The sequence below is a fragment of the Pseudomonas sp. ATCC 13867 genome (genome assembly GCF_000349845.1).
Lineage (GTDB): Bacteria > Pseudomonadota > Gammaproteobacteria > Pseudomonadales > Pseudomonadaceae > Pseudomonas.
Map to the genome: position 1 here is coordinate 4,839,579 of NC_020829.1, position 19,418 is coordinate 4,858,996.

Annotated in this window: 14 protein-coding genes and 1 pseudogene; 13 read left to right on the forward strand and 2 right to left on the reverse strand. The window is 67.1% G+C overall.

From position 1 onward, the window contains the following. Positions 1 to 231: 231 nt before the first annotated feature. Together H681_RS21750 and H681_RS27300 are read left to right on the forward strand one after the other, a co-directional pair. Positions 232 to 1,845, forward strand: coding sequence for a response regulator (locus H681_RS21750; RefSeq protein WP_015479049.1), 1,614 nt, complete (start codon positions 232 to 234; stop codon positions 1,843 to 1,845). A 1,572-nt stretch (positions 1,846 to 3,417) separates the two neighbouring features. Continuing rightward, positions 3,418 to 3,933, forward strand: a pseudogene (locus H681_RS27300) (methyl-accepting chemotaxis protein); the annotation flags it as partial. A 145-nt stretch (positions 3,934 to 4,078) separates the two neighbouring features. Here H681_RS27300 and speB read toward each other — a convergent pair. Next, positions 4,079 to 5,041 carry an agmatinase gene (gene speB / locus H681_RS21760; protein WP_015479051.1) on the reverse strand — a complete coding sequence of 321 codons (963 nt, stop codon included), beginning with the start codon at positions 5,039 to 5,041 and terminating at the stop codon, positions 4,079 to 4,081. Positions 5,042 to 5,162: 121 nt separating this feature from the next. Then, a complete protein-coding gene (locus tag H681_RS21765) occupies positions 5,163 to 6,266 on the reverse strand; it encodes a polyamine ABC transporter substrate-binding protein (protein WP_086009576.1) in 1,104 nt (367 codons plus the stop codon). Positions 6,267 to 6,375: 109 nt separating this feature from the next. On the opposite strand from H681_RS21765, the gene H681_RS21770 reads away from it, so the two are divergent. The 11 genes from H681_RS21770 to purD all read left to right on the forward strand — a co-directional run bounded on the left by H681_RS21770 (position 6,376) and on the right by purD (position 19,268). Continuing rightward, positions 6,376 to 7,284, forward strand: a complete 909-nt coding sequence (locus tag H681_RS21770) for a LysR family transcriptional regulator (protein WP_015479053.1) — start codon at positions 6,376 to 6,378, stop codon at positions 7,282 to 7,284. A gap of 134 nt (positions 7,285 to 7,418) precedes the next feature. Then, complete coding sequence (locus tag H681_RS21775) at positions 7,419 to 9,284, forward strand: protein-disulfide reductase DsbD (protein WP_041712205.1); 1,866 nt, start codon at positions 7,419 to 7,421, stop codon at positions 9,282 to 9,284. 162 nt (positions 9,285 to 9,446) lie between these two features. Then, complete coding sequence (gene aroQ / locus H681_RS21780; RefSeq protein ID WP_015479055.1) at positions 9,447 to 9,890, forward strand: type II 3-dehydroquinate dehydratase; 444 nt, start codon at positions 9,447 to 9,449, stop codon at positions 9,888 to 9,890. Positions 9,891 to 9,914: 24 nt separating this feature from the next. Further along, a complete protein-coding gene (gene accB, locus H681_RS21785) occupies positions 9,915 to 10,382 on the forward strand; it encodes an acetyl-CoA carboxylase biotin carboxyl carrier protein (RefSeq protein ID WP_015479056.1) in 468 nt (155 codons plus the stop codon). Between the two features lie 17 nt (positions 10,383 to 10,399). Next, positions 10,400 to 11,749 (forward strand): acetyl-CoA carboxylase biotin carboxylase subunit, encoded by a 1,350-nt coding sequence (gene accC / locus H681_RS21790; RefSeq protein ID WP_015479057.1) that lies wholly within the window; start codon positions 10,400 to 10,402, stop codon positions 11,747 to 11,749. Positions 11,750 to 11,924: 175 nt separating this feature from the next. Beyond that, a complete protein-coding gene (gene prmA, locus H681_RS21795; RefSeq protein WP_015479058.1) occupies positions 11,925 to 12,803 on the forward strand; it encodes a 50S ribosomal protein L11 methyltransferase in 879 nt (292 codons plus the stop codon). Positions 12,804 to 12,861: 58 nt separating this feature from the next. Next, positions 12,862 to 14,499: a DUF3426 domain-containing protein gene (locus H681_RS21800; protein WP_041712206.1), complete on the forward strand. Its 1,638-nt coding sequence runs from the start codon at positions 12,862 to 12,864 to the stop codon at positions 14,497 to 14,499. A gap of 288 nt (positions 14,500 to 14,787) precedes the next feature. Beyond that, positions 14,788 to 15,729: a tRNA dihydrouridine synthase DusB gene (gene dusB / locus H681_RS21805; RefSeq protein ID WP_051070489.1), complete on the forward strand. Its 942-nt coding sequence runs from the start codon at positions 14,788 to 14,790 to the stop codon at positions 15,727 to 15,729. Next, positions 15,726 to 16,046 carry a DNA-binding transcriptional regulator Fis gene (gene fis / locus H681_RS21810; protein ID WP_015479061.1) on the forward strand — a complete coding sequence of 107 codons (321 nt, stop codon included), beginning with the start codon at positions 15,726 to 15,728 and terminating at the stop codon, positions 16,044 to 16,046. The genes dusB and fis overlap by 4 nt, the downstream gene beginning before the upstream one ends. An 88-nt stretch (positions 16,047 to 16,134) precedes the next feature. Continuing rightward, entirely contained in the window at positions 16,135 to 17,742 is a 1,608-nt protein-coding gene (purH, locus tag H681_RS21815) for a bifunctional phosphoribosylaminoimidazolecarboxamide formyltransferase/IMP cyclohydrolase (RefSeq protein WP_015479062.1), read from the forward strand. A 236-nt stretch (positions 17,743 to 17,978) separates the two neighbouring features. Continuing rightward, positions 17,979 to 19,268, forward strand: a complete 1,290-nt coding sequence (gene purD / locus H681_RS21820; RefSeq protein ID WP_015479063.1) for a phosphoribosylamine--glycine ligase — start codon at positions 17,979 to 17,981, stop codon at positions 19,266 to 19,268. The last annotated feature ends 150 nt before the right edge of the window (positions 19,269 to 19,418 follow it).

A 19,418-nucleotide genomic window follows, 5' to 3' on the forward strand; every position in this document is an offset into this window, starting at 1 on the left:
CGTGCCCTGGCGAAACGATCCTGCCGCACAAGCATGCCGCACCCGGCGGCTCAGCGCAGCCCACCCTGCGCATGGTGCGCGGTAACGCCGCGAATTACAAAGCGCACGTCGCTTGACCGAAGGCACTGGTATTGTCATTCAGAGTTGATAGCATAGAGCCATCATCGTGTATCACGGCGGACACGCTCCGCCCCGCATGCCCAGCGTACGGCCCCGATAAAGAAGCACGCCATGAACGAGCTCGACGATCCCCCTCTCGACCGCCTCAAGCATCACTTCGCCCAGCGGGTGATCCATCAGGCCCGGCATCTGCTGGAAGTCTGGCAACGCCTGTCGCGTTCGGAGTGGAGCAGCGCCGGGATGGCCGAACTGGCCGAAGCCTGCCTGCGCCTGCAACGTTATGCCGAACGCTTCGAGCAGGCCGAGCACGCCGACCTGGGCAGGGCCATCGACCAGTGCCTGCGCGCCGTGCAGGACAACCGCGGACGCCTCTCCAGCGAGCTGATCACCGAGCTCAACCACCTGATGCAGCGCCTGTCGCGCACCGGCCTGCGCCACGGCGACCAGTTCGAGCAGACCAGCCTGCCGCCGCTGCGCAAGCCGGTCTACCTGGCCCTGCAGGACCAGGAGCGCGCCGAGCGCCTGGCCCAGCAGCTGGAGTTCTTCGGCATGGCCGCGCAGCTCTGCTCGAACGCCAGCGTCTTCCGAGCCAGCATGGCCGAGCGCCACCCGGCAGCCATCGTGATGGAAATCGATTTCGCCGGCCCCGGCCAGGGTCTGACCCTGGCCGGCGAGGCCCAGACCGGGCTCAGGCAGAAACTGCCGGTGCTGTTCTTCAGCCACGAGGACACCGACACCCCGACCCGCCTGGCCGCCGCCCGCGCCGGCGGCCAGGATTTCTTCAGCGGCGCGCTGGACGCCTCCGCCCTGCTGGAGAAGATCGAAACCCTGACCCGCGTCGCGCACTACGAACCCTTCCGCGTGCTGATCGTCGACGACTCGCGGGCCCAGGCCGCGCACACCGAGCGAGTCCTCAACAACGCCGGCGTCGTCACCCGCGCGCTGACCGCGCCGCTGTCGGTGATGGCCGAGCTGGCCGAATTCCAGCCGGACCTGATCATCCTCGACATGTACATGCCCGAGTGCCTGGGCACCGAGCTGGCCAAGGTGATCCGCCAGCACGAGCGCTACGTCAGTGTGCCGATCATCTACCTGTCTGCCGAGGACGACCTGGACAAGCAGCTCGACGCCATGAGCGAGGGCGGCGACGACTTCCTCACCAAGCCGATCAAGCCGCGCCACCTGATCGCCACCGTGCGCAACCGCGCCGCCCGCGCGCGCAGCCTGAAGGCGCGGATGGTGCGCGACAGCCTCACCGGCCTGTACAACCACACCCATACCCTGCAACTGCTCGACGACGCCCGCTTCCGTGCGCGCCGCGAGGGCCGGCCGCTGACCTTCGCGATGCTCGACATCGACCACTTCAAGAAGGTCAACGACACCTTCGGCCATCCGATGGGCGACCGGGTGATCAAGAGCCTGGCGCTGTTCCTCAAGCAGCGCCTGCGCAAGACCGACCACATCGGCCGCTACGGCGGCGAGGAGTTCGCCGTGGTGCTGCCCGACACCGACGCCGCCTCGGCGCGCCGGGTGCTGGAGGAAATCCGCCAGCGCTTCGCCGACATCCACTACCCCGCGCAACCCGGCGACCTGACCTGCACCTTCAGCTGCGGCATCGCCGAACTGGACGAGGACATGGACATCAAGACCCTGGCCAAGCAGGCCGACGAGGCGCTGTACCGCGCCAAGCACGGCGGTCGCAACCGGGTGGAAGTGTTCGGCTGATCCGCGCGCGGTGCTCTGCCGCGCCGTGCCCCGACGAACTAATGGCACTCTGTCATCAGCCAGTAACCAAACTGCAATAGGGTCAGGCTCGCCGTTTTCCGCTGTCGGTCGAGACCTGCCATGCGCCTCAAGCTGCTCACCAACCTCAACACCTTCCTGCTCCTGCTCGTGTGCCTCGCGCTGGGCGCCACCCTGTGGTGGTCGCAGCGCGCGCTGGAGCGTCCCTTCACCCTGATGGACCGCTACCTGGAGCTCTCCCAGGGCTTCGAGCATCAGGTGGCGCAGAACATCCAGGCCTACCTCGCCAACGGCGACGCGCTGAAACAGAAGGCCGCCCAGCAGGCGCTGGACGAACTGGCCCTGGGACTGCCGCAGTTGCCGGACAGCCTCAGCCAGTTGCTCGGCCAGCGCCTCGACGAGTTGCGCCAGTTCAGCGGCAACCAGTTGCTCGCCGCCGGCAAGCTGGCCGGCGACCCGCAGGGTCTGCTGCTGCAGGCCGAACGCGACCTGCTGGCCGCGCTGGACCAGCTCGGCGCCTATGCCGACGCCAGCCAGCACCCCGCCGCCGCCGAATACCGTACCCCGCTGCTGCAGGCCAGCCTGCACCTGACCCGCCTGGCCCACGCCCGCGCCAAGCTGGTGGAAAGCGGCAACCCGGCACTGGCCGAGGACACCCTGCGCGAGCTGGAGAGCCTGCGCCAACTGGCAGAACGCATCGACGCCCTGCCCCTGCTCGGCGTCCTCGAACAACAGGCCTCAGCCTCCGACGACTTCGCCGCGATGATGGGCCTGGAATCCCAGCCGGCCGCCGAGGCGCAGAGCGAGGACCGTGGCGTCACCTTGAGGCGCGATCTCGCCAGCGTGCTGCGCCGCTACCCCGACGAACTGAACCGCACCCGCCAGTTGATCGCCCAGCGCCAGGAGCTGGCCAACGCCACCGCCCAGCGCCTGGGCGCCGTGCAGCAGGCCCTGGCGACCCTGGAGCCGCAGGTCCGCGAGGAGCGCTCGAAGATCCAGGCGCAGGTGCGCGTCATCCAGGGCGCGCTGATCGCCCTGATCCTCGCCACCGCGCTGCTCATCGACACCCTGCAGCGCCGCCTGGCGCGCGTGCTCGGCCAGTTGGTGCCGGCGCTCTCGACCTGGGCCCGGGGTGATTTCAACCAACCCATCGCCCTGGCCACCCGTACCCGCGACCTGGTGGAACTGCAGGAATCGCTGAACCGCCTGCGCGACTTCCTCGGCACCCTGGTCGGCACCATCCACCAGCGCGCCGAGGAAGTGGCCGGCAGCAGCCGCGCCCTGGCCGAACTCAGCGGCGGCCTGCACGCCGGTGCCGAGCGCCAGGCCAGCGACACCGGGGAAATCCGCGATGCGCTGGGCCATATGGAAGCGGCGATCCGGCAGGTGGCCGGCGACGCCAGCCAGGCGGCATCGGCCAGCCAGGCCGCCGGCGTGGCGGTCGAGCAGGGGCAGCGGGTGATCGGCAACAGCCTCAGCGGCATGCGCGCGCTGGTCGATGAGGTGCAGAACAACGCCCAGGCCATCGAGAACCTGGCCGAGGAATCGGCCACCATCGGCAACGTGCTGGGGGTGATCCGCTCCATCGCCGAGCAGACCAACCTGCTGGCGCTCAACGCCGCCATCGAGGCAGCCCGCGCGGGCGAACAAGGGCGCGGCTTTGCGGTGGTCGCCGAGGAAGTGCGCTCGCTGGCCTTGCGCACCGCCGGCGCCACCGAGGAAATCCAGCAGCTCACCGCCCGCCTGCAACAGGCCGCGCGGCAATCGGTGGAGGCGATGCGCAGCCAGGTCGAGCACGCCGAAGTCACCGCCAACCAGGCCGGTGCCGCCGAAGGCGCGCTGGACGAGGTGGTCGAGGCCATCCGCACCATCGCCAGCATGGCCGAACGCATTGCCGAGGGCTCGGCGCAGCAGAGTGGCGCGGTCAGCGAGATCCGCTCCCACAGCGAGCGCATCCACGAACTGGGCAGCGAGAACCTGCGCCTGATCGGCCAGGGGCGCAGCCAGGGCGAGCAACTGCAGGAGCTGGGCGGCGCGTTGCATACCGCGGTGCGGGCGTTTCGGGTGTGAGGCCGGCGGCTCTGTTCGCGTAGGAGCGACTTCGTCCGCGATGCTCTTGTGCCGGGCGGTTCGCGAGCAAGCTCGCTCCTACAGGAAGATGCCGGAGCTCGACTTGTAGGAGCGAGCTTGCTCGCGAACGCCTTTCAGGCCTGGCTCAACGCTCGCCGAGCTTGTGCCGCGCCGCGTACAGGCAAACCATCTCCATCGCCAGGGTCGCGCCGGCCAGGGCGGTGATCTCGGCGCTGTCGTAGGGCGGCGCGACTTCCACCACGTCCATCCCCACCAGGTTGATGCCGCGCAGCGCGCGGAGGATTTCCAGCGCCTGGTGCGAACTCAACCCGCCACACACCGGCGTGCCGGTGCCCGGAGCGAAGGCCGGGTCGAGGCAGTCGATGTCGAAGGTCAGGTACACCGGGTTGTCGCCCACCCGCTCGCGGATGCGCTCGGCGATGGCCTGCGGCGTGTTGCGGTGCACCTCGCGGGCGTCCAGCACCTGGAAGCCCATCACGTCGTCGTTGGTGGTGCGCAGGCCGACCTGCACCGAGCGCGAAGGGTCCACCAGTCCCTCGCGGGCGGCGTGATAGAACATGGTGCCGTGGTCGATGCGCTGGCAATCCTCGTCCGGCCAGGTGTCGCTGTGGGCGTCGAAGTGGATCAGCGACAGCGGGCCGTGCTTCCTCGCGTGGGCCTTGAGCAGCGGGTAGCTGATGAAGTGGTCGCCGCCCAGGGTCAGCAGCGCGCAGCCGGCATCGAGGATGCGTGCGGCGTGGGCCTCGATGACTTCCGGGGTTTCCTGCGGCACGCCGTGGTCGAAATCGCAGTCGCCGTAGTCGATCACCGCCAGGTGGTCGAAGGGATCGAACTCCCAGGGGAAATGCCGGGCCCAGGCCATCTGCACCGAGGCGGCGCGGATCGCCCGCGGTCCGAAGCGGCTGCCGGGACGGTTGGTGGTGGCGGTATCGAACGGCACGCCGCTCACCACCAGGTCGACGCCGCGCAGGTCGCGGCTATAGCGGCGGCGCATGAAGCTGGTGATACCGGCGTAGGTCGCTTCGGCGGAGGTGCCGTAAAGGCTATCGCGGGTGATGGCCTGGTCGTTGTCGTGGGCTTGGTCCATAGCGTTCTCGTCTTGAGTCATCTGTGGGTCAGGGTTGCTCTCGCAGGAGCGGACTCTGTCTGCGATTGCAGCACCGGCCTGTCGGCCGGATCGCGGACAGAGTCCGCTCCTGCAATGAAGTTCAGGTGCGGGTGCGGAACGAAGTCCACAGCCGGGTGCGCTCGCGCTGCTGCTTCAAGGTCAGCAACTGCTCGCCGAACAACTTCTGGCGCATGGCGGCCGGCGGATAGATGTCCGGGTCGCCAGCCACCTCGGGTGCGAGCAGCGGCGTGGCCTTCTGGTTGGCGTTGGCGAAGTACAGGGTGTTGGTCAGCTCGGCGATGGACTCCGGGCGCAGCATGAAGTCGATGAAGGCGCGGGCCTCCTGCGGGTGCGGGGCATCCACCGGGATGGCCATCGTGTCGAACCAGATCAGCGTGCCCTCCTTCGGAATCCGGTAGATCACCTCGAACGGCTTGTTCGCCTGCTTCGCCTGCGCGGCCCCCATCAGCGCATCGCCGGTGTAGGTCAGGGCGACGCAGAGGGTGCCGTTGGCCAGGTCGTTGATGTGCTTGCCGCTGGCGACGTAGCGCACATTGGGCTGCAACTTGGCCAGCAGTTCGCGGACCTGGGCGAGGTCGGCCGCGTCGGTGCTGTAGGGCGGCTTGCCCAGGTAGTTCAGCGCCACGCTGATGACTTCCTGGGGCGAGTCGATCAGCGAGATGCCGCAGTCGGCCAGACGGCTGGCGTATTCGGGCTTGAACAGCAGGTCGAGGCTGTCCAGCGGAGCATCGGGGATGCGCTTGAGCACCGCTTCCTTGTTGATCGCCAGGCCCACGGTGCCCCAGGTATAGGGCACGCCGAAGCGGTTGCCGGGGTCGACGGTGGCCAGCTTGGCCAACAGCTCCGGGTCGAGGTTGGCGAAGTTCTTCAGCTGCGCGCTGTCCACCGGCTGCACGGCTTTGGCCTGGATCGCCCGGGCCAGCCCGCTGCTGGCGGGGAACACCACGTCGTAGCCGCTGGCGCCGGTCATCAGCTTGCTGTCGAGCACCTCGGCACTGTCGAAGGTGTCGTACTTCACGCGGATGCCGGTCTCGGCCTGAAAGCGCTTGAGCGCATCGGCGCCGACGTAATCCGCCCAGTTGTACAGGTTGAGCACTCGTTCCTGTGCCTGCAGGGGCACGGCTACGAGCAACGCGACAAGGGGGGCCGCAAGAGTCGCCCGGAAGAACGCACGCATGATCATCGCCTCGGCTTTGTTGTGGTTATGGGGCGAGCATGCCGGGAGCTTTACTTTTCAAAAATACAAAGTTAATTACTTTGGCATATCATCAGGACAATGTTTGGAGACGGCCATGCTCAGCCAACTGCGCGACCTCGACCTGCAACTGCTGCGCCTGTTCGTCACCGTGGTCGAATGCGGCGGCTTCAGCGCGGCACAAGGCGAACTCGGGCTGAGCCAGCCGAGCATCAGCATCCAGATGGCCAAGCTGGAGACGCGCCTGGGCTATCGCCTGTGCGAACGCGGCAAGGGCGGTTTCCGCCTGACGCCCAAGGGCGAACACCTGCTGCAGGCGACCCGCCGGCTGTTCGTCGCCATCGAAGGCTTTCGCAACGAGGCTCGCGGGGTCGCCGACAAGCTGCTGGGCGAGGTGCGCCTCGGCCTGTCCGAAGCCCTCGACGAACGGGTGCTGGCGCAGTTGTCCGAGGCGGTCCGGCACTTCCGCCAGCGCAACGAGGCGGTAACGCTGGAGCTGGTGACCACCACGCCCGCCGAGCTGGAGCGCCTGCTGCTGCAAGACCGCCTGCACCTGGCCATCGGCTATTTCGCCGGCACCCAGTCGGCGCTGGAGCATGTGCCGCTGTTCAGCGAGCCCCAGGGCCTGTACTGCGGTATCGGCCACCCGGCCTTCGACGCCCCCGGCCCCAGCCGCGACTCCCTGGCCGACGCCGACCAGGTGCACCACCCCTACCGCTTCATCGACGCCGACCAGCCATTACAGACCAGCCGCAGCAGCGCACGCTGCGAGCAGGTGGACGGCAGCCTGTCGTTCATCCTTTCCGGCCAGCACGTCGGCTACCTGCCGAAACATGTCGCCGCGTCCTGGTTGGAACGCGGCCAGTTGCGCGAACTGCTGCCGGGCGAGCTGGGATTCGACGTGGCCTTCAGCCTGACCCGCCACCGTGGCCGGCACCCCGGCGATGCCGAGCAGGCCTTCGCCAGCGACCTGCTGGCGGCCTTTGGCCAATCCGCGGCCGATTGACGCAGTCGATGAACGGGAACACGGGCCCTGCGGCGCAATCCCAACGGCCTGCTCACTTCTTGTCACAGCTGCCCCGGCCGTGCCGGGCGCTTTCCGCTATCATGCCCGCCACCTACGTAGTCCGCGAGATGTCCATGCGCCGCCTGCTCACCCTGCTCCTGCTCCTCGTCGCCCTGCCCGCTGCCGCTGGCCTGTTCGACAAGCCCGCCGACAAGGGCGGCTTCTCCGTCGGACAGCCCGCCAAGGGCGATTTTCTCCCGGTGGCCGAGGCCTTCCGCCTGAGCGTCGAGGACAGCGACAGCCAGCAGGTGAAGCTGCGCTTCATCAATGCCGACGGCTACTACCTCTACCAGCACCGCTTCAGCTTCAAGGTCGAGCCGGCCGGCAGCGGCGTGACCGTGGGCGAGGTGAAGCTGCCGCCGGGCAAGCAGCACCATGACGACTACTTCGGCGACACCATCGTCTATTACGCCATCACCGACCTCGATGTGCCGCTGAACAACCCGCAGCACAAGCCCTTCACCTTGGTGGTGAGCTACCAGGGCTGCGCCGACAAGGGCCTGTGCTACGCACCGGAAACCACCCGCCTGCGGATCGCCGACGGCCAGGCCGCCAGCCTGGCCACCGCCGCCGCGGCTGCCACCGTGGCCAGTGGCAGCGCCGCCAAGGCAGCGACCAGCGACAGCCCGCTGGCCAGCCTGCTCGGCGACCACGAGCCGGGCAAGATCAAGAAGCTTGGCCGCGCCCTGGCGATCTTCTTCCTGCTGGGCCTGGCGCTGACCTTCACCCCCTGCGTGCTGCCGATGCTGCCGATCCTCTCCGGGGTCGTGCTGCGCGGCCGTCCGGGCGGCATGCGCGGCCTGGCGCTGTCGCTGGCCTACGTGCTGCCGATGGCGGCCTGCTACGCGGTGCTCGGCACCCTGATGGGCCTGTTCGGCGCCAAGCTCAACCTGCAGGCGATGCTGCAGTCGCCCTGGGTACTGATCCCCTTCGCGGCCTTCTTCGTGGTCTTCGCCATCGCCATGTTCGGCGTGTTCGAGATGCGCCTGCCAGGCTTCCTGCGCGAGCGCCTGGACAACATGGCGAACAACACCCGTGGCGGCTCCATCGCCGGCGCCGCCACGCTCGGCGTGCTGTCCAGCCTGCTGGTCTCGCCCTGCGTCACCGCCCCGCTGGCCGGCCTGCTGCTCTATATCAGCAGCACCGGCGATGCAGCGGGCGGCGGCATGCTGCTGTTCTCCCTGGGCCTGGGCATGGGCACGCCGCTGGTGATCTTCGCCGTCGGCGGCGGGGCGCTGCTGCCCAAGAGCGGCGCCTGGATGAACGGCGTGCGCAACGTGTTTGGCGTGATGCTGCTGGCGGTGGCCATCTGGATGCTCGAACGCCTGGTCGCAGGCCCCGTGGCGCTGACCCTCTGGGGCACCCTGGCCGGTGGCGTCGCCCTGGCCATCGGCACACTGGAGCTGGGACCGAAGAAGCCGCTGCAGCGCCTCGGCCAGTTGCTCGGCCTGATGCTGCTGGTCTACGCCGTAGCCGCCTGGACCGGCGCCCTGCGCGGCGAATCCGACCCGATGCACCCGCTGGGCCGCGGCGCTCCGGGCCTGCACGCCGGCCCGCCAACCTCGACACCCGGCGACTGGCAGAACGTCACTACCCCGGCCCAGCTCAACGCCGCCCTGGCCAGCGCCCAGGCCACCGGTCGGCCGGTGCTGCTGGACTGGTACGCCGACTGGTGCATCAGCTGCAAGATCATCGAGCGCCAGGTGCTGCCGACCCCGGAAGTCCAGGCGCAACTGCCCGGCTTCGTCCTGCTGCGCTTCGACATGACCGCCAGCACCGAGGAACAGCGGGCCCTGCTCGACCGCTACAACCTGTTCGGCCCGCCGGCGCTGCTGTTCTTCTCGCCCAAAGGCGACGAATGGAGCGATCTGCGCATCATCGGCGAAACCGATGCCGCCACCCTCGCCGAACGTCTGCGCCAGGCCTCCTCGCGCAGCTGAGCCCTCTGCGCTCGCGCCCTCCGCCGCAATGGTTTTGCCGTAATCGGCTGGCAACATGCCGACATCTACGGCAAAACCGGCATGACTGGACAGTCACGCCAGCTTTCCGGCATAGTCCCGCCCTATCTTTTTCCGCCCATGAAGAAGGACAAGAGCATCCAGATGGCGACCTTACTGGTACTGCACGGGCCCAACCTCAACCTGCTGGGCACCCGCGAGCCCGACAAGTACGGCTCCGTCACCCTCGAGCAGATCAACCAGGACCTGGAGCGCCGCGCCCGCGAGGCCGGCCATCACCTGATGCACCTGCAGAGCAACGCCGAGTACGAATTGATCGACCGGATCCATGCCGCGCGCAACGAAGGCGTGGACTTCATCCTCATCAATCCGGCCGCGTTCACGCATACGAGTGTCGCCCTACGTGACGCATTGCTCGCAGTGAGCATCCCATTCATCGAAGTGCACCTTTCCAACGTGCACAAACGCGAACCTTTCCGGCATCACTCCTACTTTTCCGACGTGGCGGTAGGGGTGATCTGCGGTCTGGGCGCCACAGGCTATCGCCTGGCCCTGGAATCCGCCCTCGAACAACTTGAACGCCCGTGACCTCACCTGGGAGAGCGAACACTGATGGACATCCGTAAAGTCAAGAAACTGATCGAACTGCTCGAAGAATCCGGCATCGACGAACTGGAGATCAAAGAGGGCGAAGAGTCCGTACGCATCAGCCGTCACAGCAAGACCGCCGCCCAGCCGGTCTACGCCGCCGCCCCGGCCTACGCCCCGGCTCCCGTCGCAGCCGCTCCGGTCGCTGCCGCCGCAGCCCCGACCGCCGAAGCCGCTCCGGCCGCACCGGTGCTCAACGGCAACGCCGTGCGCTCGCCGATGGTCGGCACCTTCTATCGCGCCGCCTCGCCGACCTCCGCCAACTTCGTCGAAGTCGGCCAGAGCGTGAAGAAAGGCGACATCCTGTGCATCGTCGAAGCCATGAAGATGATGAACCACATCGAGGCCGAGACCAGCGGCGTGATCGGTCAAGTCCTCGTGGAGAACGGCCAGCCGGTCGAGTTCGACCAGCCCCTGTTCACCATCGTTTAAGCCGCGGGGAGCCTGCGATGTTGGAAAAAGTACTGATCGCCAACCGCGGCGAAATCGCGCTGCGCATCCTGCGCGCGTGCAAGGAGCTGGGCATCAAGACGGTGGCTGTGCATTCGACCGCCGACCGCGAACTGATGCACCTGTCGCTGGCCGACGAAGCGGTCTGCATCGGTCCGGCCCCGGCTGCGCAGTCCTACCTGCACATCCCGGCGATCATCGCCGCGGCCGAGGTCACCGGTGCCGTGGGTATCCATCCCGGCTACGGCTTCCTCGCCGAGAACGCCGACTTCGCCGAGCAGGTCGAGCGCTCGGGCTTCACCTTCATCGGCCCGAGCGCCGACGTCATCCGCCTGATGGGTGACAAGGTGTCCGCCAAGGACGCCATGAAGAAAGCCGGCGTGCCGACCGTACCGGGCTCCGACGGCCCGCTGCCCGAAGACGAAGAGACCGCGCTGGCGATCGCCCGCGAGGTTGGCTACCCGGTGATCATCAAGGCCGCCGGTGGCGGCGGTGGTCGCGGCATGCGCGTCGTGCACCACGAGGAAGACCTGATCAAGTCCGCCAAGCTGACCCGTACCGAAGCGGGCGCGGCCTTCGGCAACTCGATGGTCTACCTGGAGAAGTTCCTGACCAACCCGCGTCACGTGGAAGTCCAGGTGCTCTCCGACGGCCAGGGCAACGCCATCCACCTGGGCGACCGCGACTGCTCCCTGCAGCGTCGTCACCAGAAGGTACTGGAAGAAGCCCCAGCCCCGGGCATCGACGAGAAGGCCCGCGAAGAAGTGCTGGCCCGCTGCGTCCAGGCCTGCATCGAGATCGGCTATCGTGGCGCCGGCACCTTCGAGTTCCTCTACGAGAACGGCCGCTTCTACTTCATCGAGATGAACACCCGCGTCCAGGTGGAGCATCCGGTGTCGGAGATGGTCACCGGTATCGACATCGTCAAGGAAATGCTCAGCATCGCCTCGGGCAACAAGCTGTCGATCCGCCAGGAAGACGTGGTCATCCGTGGCCATGCGCTGGAATGCCGGATCAATGCCGAAGACCCGAAGACCTTCATGCCGAGCCCTGGCAAGGTCAAGCACTTCCACGCGCCGGGCGGCAACGGCGTGCGCGTCGATTCGCACCTGTACAGCGGCTACGCCGTACCGCCGAACTATGACTCGCTGGTGGGCAAGGTCATCACCTACGGCAAGGACCGAGCCGAAGCCCTGGCGCGCATGCGCAATGCCCTGGACGAGCTGATCGTCGACGGCATCAAGACCAATACCGAGCTGCACAAGGATCTGGTCCGCGACAAGGAGTTCTGCAAAGGTGGCGTGAACATCCACTACCTGGAGAAGAAGCTGGGCATGGACAAGCACTAAGCGCTTGTTGAAAGCCTGCTTCACCTTCGACACAAGGGCTGCCTCCGGGCGGCCCTTGTGCTTTGCAGCCCCCGCACGCTGGCATGGCGGGGTGCCGTGCAGTAAGCTTGCCGCCTTTATTTGCGGGCCTTCCAAACGGCCCGTCGTCCTTTCAGCAGCATCGAGGTCCCGCCCCATGCCCTGGCTCCAAGTCCGACTCGCCATCACCCCGGATCAGGCGGAAACCTACGAAGATGCGCTGCTGGAAGTCGGTGCCGTCTCGGTGACCTTCATGGACGCCGAAGACCAGCCGATCTTCGAGCCGGACCTGGGCACCACCCCGCTGTGGAGCCATACCCACCTGCTCGCACTGTTCGAAGCCGATACCGACGAAGCCGCGCTGCTCGCCCACCTCACCCTGCTGACCGGCGGCGAGCTGCCGCAGCACCAGATCGAACGGATCGAGGACCAGGACTGGGAACGCAGCTGGATGGACAACTTCAAGCCGATGCGTTTCGGCCGCCGCCTGTGGATCGTGCCCAGCTGGCACGACGCGCCGGAGCCGGACGCAGTGAACCTGCTGCTCGATCCGGGCCTGGCCTTCGGCACCGGCACCCACCCGACCACCTCGCTCTGCCTACAGTGGCTGGACAGCCAGGAGCTGGCCGGCCAGTACGTACTGGACTTCGGCTGCGGCTCGGGCATCCTCGCCATCGCCGCGCTGCTGCTGGGCGCCGAACGCGCCGCCGGCACCGACATCGACCCGCAGGCGCTGGAAGCCTCCCGCGACAACGCCTCGCGCAACGGCATCGACCCGGCCAGATTCCCCGTCTACCTGCCCGCCGATCTGCCAAAGGAGCCGGCGGACGTCCTGGTAGCGAACATTCTGGCCGGTCCGCTGGTCACATTGGCAGAGCAGCTCACCGGGCTGGTCAAGCCCGGTGGCCGACTGGCCCTCTCGGGCATCCTTGCCGAGCAGGCCGAGGAAGTGCGCGCGGCCTATGCCGGCGCCTTCGACCTCGACCCGACCGCCGAGCACGAAGGCTGGATCCGCATTACCGGTCGCCGCCGCTGAGTGCCCGCCGCAAGGGGCTTGGGTTAGACTAACCGTTTGTTTTTCGCCGGACCGCCGCATGAGTGACAGCTTCATCACACAGTGCCCCCATTGCCAGACCCGCTTCCGCGTCAACTCGGCGCAATTGGGCGCGGCCAGCGGGGCGGTGCGCTGCGGAACCTGCCTGAAGGTCTTCAACGCCCCGCAGAACATGCTGGGCGAGTCGACACCGGCCCCGATCCTGACGGCCGTGGTTCCGCCCCCCGTCAGTCCGCCGTCGCCGACGCCTGCACCCGCGCCGAAACCCGCGATCGAACCGGCGGCACCCGCCACCGCCGAGGCAGCGCCCGTCCCTGCGCCGGCCTTCACCGCCTTCGCCCCGGAAAAATCGCAACCGGTCCCCGCCCCCGTCTCCGGCGCCGCCACCCTCGGCTGGCCGCTGGCTCCCCACGCGGCGCGGCACTCCAGTGATGTCGCGGAAAAAATCGTCGCCCCCAAGCCCATGCCGGAAGCCACGCCCGCCCCTGTTCCGGAACCCCGGCCGGAGCCTCGCCCCGAGCCAGCGCCCGCAGTGGCGGCAGCCCCGGCAGCCCCGGTCATGGCGGCGGCGCCAGTCACCGACGAATCGGCCAGTCCCGAAACCGCCTCCGCGAAGAAGGACGAGACGCTGTGGATCCACGACGATCTGGATCTGGACAACCTCAACCTCGATGAAGAACTGGCCAAGCTGGATGAGTTCGAGCTGTCCCAGGAATTCCTCAGCATCGATCGCGCCCCCGGCCCCAGCGAAGCACTGCAGGTCAAACAGGACGAAAAGCGCGACCCGCATGACGAACGCTGGGCCGAAGCCCTGCTGCAAGCGGAACAGCCCAGCAGCCACCGCGCCGCCCGCCAGGAGCCCAGCCTCGACCACCGGTCGGCCGACGAGCCGGAAGAGCCGGCCTCCAGCCCTCTTCCCCCGCCTGACGAAGCTCCCGCCTCCGCACAGGAGCCGGAAGCAGCAGCGCCAGCCACGTCGCGCATCGACACCACGGATGATGATGACGGACTGCCAACCTTCAGCGCCCGTCGCGACGACGACGAGCCCGAGCACGTCGAGGAAGACCACGACGACGAACCCACCGTCGCCGCCCCGCGTACCGACAGTCATCGTGCCGACCCCGCACTGCGCAACGACGGCCTGCAGGACCTGAGCGACGAGCCGCTGCAACTGGACTGGCAGAAACCCAAGCGCCGCTGGGGTCGCCGCCTGTTCTGGCTGCTGCTGGTGCTGCTGGCCCTGGCCGCCCTGGCCGGGCAGTACATCGCCTACCACTTCGAGGAACTGGCCCGCCAGGACCAGTTCCGCCCCTGGTTCGCCCAGGCCTGCCCGGAACTGGGCTGCACGCTGCCCTCCAAGGTGGACGTGGAGCAGATCCGCAGCAGCAATCTGGTGGTGCGCAGCCACCCGGACTTCAGCGGCGCCCTGGTGGTGGACGCGATCATCTACAACCGCGCCAACTTCTCGCAGCCCTTCCCGCTGCTGGAGATGCGCTTCGCCGACTTGAACGGCCAGTTGATCGCCAGCCGCCGCTTCAAGCCCAGCGAATACCTTTCGGGCGAGCTGGCCGGGCAGAACGAGATGCCGCCACAGACGCCGATCCATATTTCCCTGGACATCCTCGACCCGGGTCCGAAGGCCGTGAACTACAGCCTGAGCTTCCATTCGCCGGAGTGATCCGGCGCATAGCTCAGAAGGCCGTCCGGCGCCAGTTCCGCTCGTCTTCCAACCCTGGGTGATAAGCCTTCGGCTGTTCAGAATTTATCCAGATTCGCCTTTATCCGGTCATCGAGAGCGGGTATCATGCCCTCCCTTTTTTGCTAGCACCGGTGGCAGGCCCCGAAACGCACCCGCGAGTCTTACAACGCGCGGCGCATCGGCGTTCCCGCCCCATTAACCAGGGAACTCAGGTCGGTGGTACGCATCGGCTCCTACACACTGCCCAACAGACTGATCCTGGCCCCGATGGCCGGCGTCACCGATCGTCCGTTCCGCCAACTGTGCCGCCGTCTCGGCGCCGGCATGGTGGTGTCGGAGATGGTCACCAGCGACGTCCGCCTGTGGAACAGCCGCAAGTCGCGCCTGCGCCTGCAGCACGACCATGAGGACCAGCCGCGTTCGGTGCAGATCGCCGGCGGCGACCCGCAGATGCTCGCGGAAGCCGCCCGCTGCAATGTGGAGCTCGGCGCCCAGATCATCGACATCAACATGGGTTGCCCGGCGAAGAAGGTGTGCAACAAGGCCGCGGGTTCCGCACTGATGAAGGATGAACGGCTGGTGGCCGACATCCTCGAGGCGGTGGTCGCGGCCGTGGAGGTTCCCGTCACCCTGAAGATTCGCACCGGCTGGGACCGGTCGAACAAGAACGGTGTGACGGTGGCGCGGATCGCCGAGCAGTCGGGCATCCAGGCGCTGGCGGTGCACGGCAGGACCCGTGCCGACCTCTACACCGGCGAAGCGGAGTACGAAACCATCGCAGCGATCAAGCAGGCGGTTTCCATTCCGGTCTTCGCCAACGGTGATATCGACTCGCCGCGCAAGGCACGGCAAGTGCTCGAACAGACCGGGGTGGATGCCCTGCTGATCGGACGCGCCGCCCAGGGCAGGCCCTGGATCTTCCGCGAGATCGATCATTACCTGGGCACCGGCGAGACATTGCCGGCGCCGAGCCTGCACGAAGTGGAGGGCATCCTGCTCGAACACCTCGCTGCATTGCATGCGTTTTATGGGGAAGACATGGGTGTGCGAATTGCCCGCAAGCACGTGGGCTGGTACCTCGCTACCCTGCCGGGTGCGGCGGAGTTCCGCACCCTGTTCAATCGTTTGCAGGACACGGATGCACAGAGCGCCAGCGTCAGGCAGTTCTTCGCCGAGCGCCACAATAACGGAGAAGGGGTGGCCGCATGACAACGATGACCGAGACATTAGTGAGTGGAATGACACCCGTGAGCGACAACGCCAACCTTAAACAGCACCTGACCGCTCCGACGCAGGAGGGTCAGACCCTCCGCGACAGCGTGGAAAAGGCACTGCACAACTATTTCGCCCATCTCGAAGGGCAGCCGGTCACGGACGTGTACAACATGGTGCTTTGCGAAGTCGAAGCGCCGCTGCTGGAAACCGTCATGAACTACGTGAAGGGAAACCAGACCAAAGCCTCCGAACTGCTGGGGCTGAACCGCGGGACCCTGCGCAAGAAACTCAAGCAGTACGACCTTCTCTGACCACGGTAGCAGGCGATGGGCCGCGACCCAGCGGTCGCCCGGCCCCCTCGCCCGATACCGGAAGCCCGTAGCCTTTGTGGAATCCGTTATGACCGACCAAACCACCCGCCTGTCCATCCGCCGCGCCCTGATCAGCGTTTCCGACAAGACCGGCGTCGTCGATTTCGCCCGTGAGCTGGCTGCCCTCGGCGTGGAGATCCTCTCCACCGGCGGCACCTACAAGCTGCTCAAGGACAACGGCATCGCCGCCGTGGAAGTGGCCGACTACACCGGCTTCCCGGAAATGATGGACGGCCGGGTGAAGACCCTGCATCCGAAGGTGCATGGCGGCATCCTCGGCCGTCGTGACCTCGACGGCGCGGTGATGGAAGAGCACGGCATCAAGCCGATCGACCTGGTGGCGGTCAACCTGTATCCGTTCGAGGCCACCGTGGCCAAGGCCGACTGCGACCTGCCGACCGCCATCGAGAACATCGACATCGGCGGCCCGACCATGGTCCGCAGCGCGGCGAAGAACCACAAGGACGTCGCCATCGTGGTCAACGCCGGCGACTACACCGGCGTGGTCGAGAGCCTGAAGGCCGGCGGCCTGACCTATGCCCAGCGCTTCGACCTGGCGCTCAAGGCGTTCGAGCACACCTCCGCCTACGACGGCATGATCGCCAACTACCTGGGCACCATCGACCAGGCGCGCGACACCCTGTCCACCGCCGACCGCGGCGCCTTCCCGCGCACCTTCAACAGCCAGTTCATCAAGGCGCAGGAAATGCGCTACGGCGAGAACCCGCACCAGAGCGCGGCCTTCTACGTCGAGGCGAAGAAGGGCGAGGCCAGCGTCTCCACCGCCATCCAGCTGCAGGGCAAGGAACTGTCGTTCAACAACGTGGCCGATACCGACGCCGCGCTGGAGTGCGTGAAGAGCTTCGTCAAGCCGGCCTGCGTCATCGTCAAGCACGCCAACCCGTGCGGCGTGGCCGTGGTTCCGGAGAACGAAGGCGGCATCCGCAAGGCCTACGACCTGGCCTACGCCACCGACACCGAGTCGGCCTTCGGCGGCATCATCGCCTTCAACCGCGAGCTGGACGGCGAGACCGCCCAGGCCATCGTCGAGCGCCAGTTCGTCGAAGTCATCATCGCCCCGAAAATCTCCGAAGCCGCCCGTGCCGTGGTCGCTGCCAAGGCCAACGTGCGCCTGCTCGAATGCGGCGAATGGCCGGCCGAGCGTGCGCCGGGCTGGGACTTCAAGCGCGTCAACGGCGGCCTGCTGGTACAGAGCCGCGACATCGGCATGATCACCGCCGATGACCTGAAGATCGTCACCCAGCGCGCCCCGAGCGAGCAGGAAATCCACGACCTGATCTTCGCCTGGAAAGTCGCCAAGTTCGTCAAATCCAACGCCATCGTCTACGCCAAGGCGCGCCAGACCGTCGGCGTTGGCGCCGGCCAGATGAGCCGCGTGAACTCCGCCCGCATCGCCGCCATCAAGGCCGAGCATGCCGGCCTGATCGTTGCGGGTGCGGTCATGGCTTCCGACGCCTTCTTCCCGTTCCGCGACGGTATCGACAACGCGGCCAAGGCCGGCATCACCGCGGTGATCCAGCCGGGTGGCTCGATGCGTGACAACGAGGTGATCGCCGCAGCGGATGAGGCGGGAATCGCAATGGTCTTCACCGGTATGCGCCACTTCCGCCACTAAGGTGGGTGGGACGCACTGAAGCAGGCATCTGCTGCGTTGCCCGAACGTTCCCCAATGCTCATTGCCAGTAGGCAACTCCGCTTGGTGAACGCTCGGGCGCCTTGCATCTACCCGCTTCATCGCGCCCCTTGAGATCGGTTTGCGAAGAGCGGACGGGTCATGAGAATTCGTAGCCTGGGTGGAGCGAAACGCTACCCGGGAATCCGGCAGGTCCGGAACTGTTCAGGAGAACTCCAATGAACGTACTCATCATCGGCAGCGGCGGTCGCGAGCACGCGCTGGCCTGGAAGGTCGCGCAGGATTCGCGCGTGCAGAAGGTCTTCGTCGCGCCGGGCAACGCCGGCACCGCCACCGAAGCCAAGTGCGAGAACGTCGCCATCGACGTGCTGGCCCTGGAAGAGCTGGCCGATTTCGCCGCGAAGAACGTGCAGCTGACCATCGTCGGCCCCGAGGCGCCGCTGGTCAAAGGCGTGGTCGATCTGTTCCGCGCCCGTGGCCTGGACATCTTCGGCCCCACTGCCGGCGCCGCCCAGCTGGAAGGCTCCAAGGCCTTCACCAAGGACTTCCTGGCTCGCCACCAGATTCCCACCGCCGACTACCAGAACTTCACCGAAGTCGAGCCGGCGCTGGCCTACCTGAAAGAGAAAGGCGCGCCCATCGTGATCAAGGCCGACGGCCTGGCCGCGGGCAAGGGCGTGATCGTCGCCATGACCCTGCAGGAAGCCGAAGACGCCGTGCGCGACATGCTTGCCGGCAATGCCTTCGGTGACGCCGGTTCGCGCGTGGTGATCGAGGAGTTCCTCGACGGCGAGGAAGCCAGCTTCATCGTCATGGTCGATGGCCAGAACGTGCTGCCGATGGCCACCAGCCAGGACCACAAGCGCGTCGGCGACGCCGATACCGGCCCGAACACCGGCGGCATGGGTGCCTATTCCCCGGCCCCGGTCGTGACCCCGGACGTGCATAAGCGCGTGATGGACGAAGTGATCTACCCGACCGTGCGCGGCATGGCCGAGGAAGGCAACGTCTATACCGGCTTCCTCTATGCCGGCCTGATGATCGACAAGAGCGGCGCACCCAAGGTCATCGAGTTCAACTGTCGCTTCGGCGACCCGGAAACCCAGCCGATCATGGTCCGTCTCGAGTCGTCCCTGGTCCTGCTGGTCGAGGCCGCGCTGGCCAAGGCGCTGGACAAGGTCGAGGCGACCTGGGATCCGCGTCCGACCGTGGGCGTGGTGCTGGCCGCCGGCGGCTACCCGGGCGACTACGCCAAGGGTGATGTGATCGAGGGCCTGGACGAAGCCGCGAAGCTCGACGGCAAGGTGTTCCACGCCGGTACCGCGCTCAAGGACGGCCAGATCGTCACCAGCGGCGGCCGCGTGCTCTGCGCCACCGCCATCGGCCCGAACGTTTCCTCGGCCCAGGAGCAGGCCTACCGCCTGGCGGAAAAGATCCGCTGGAACGGCTGCTTCTACCGCAAGGACATCGGCTATCGCGCCATCGCTCGCGAGCGCGGCGAGGGCTGAAACCCGGCTGCCGGGGCGTCCGACCGCGACGCTCCCGGCCCCTGGTCCCCGCGTGCCCGTGTGGATTACTGCCCTTTGCGCACTTGGCTATAATCGGGCCACTCACTACCGAAGGGACTTCGCCGTGCGTCGGCTCTGGACTGCCACAGG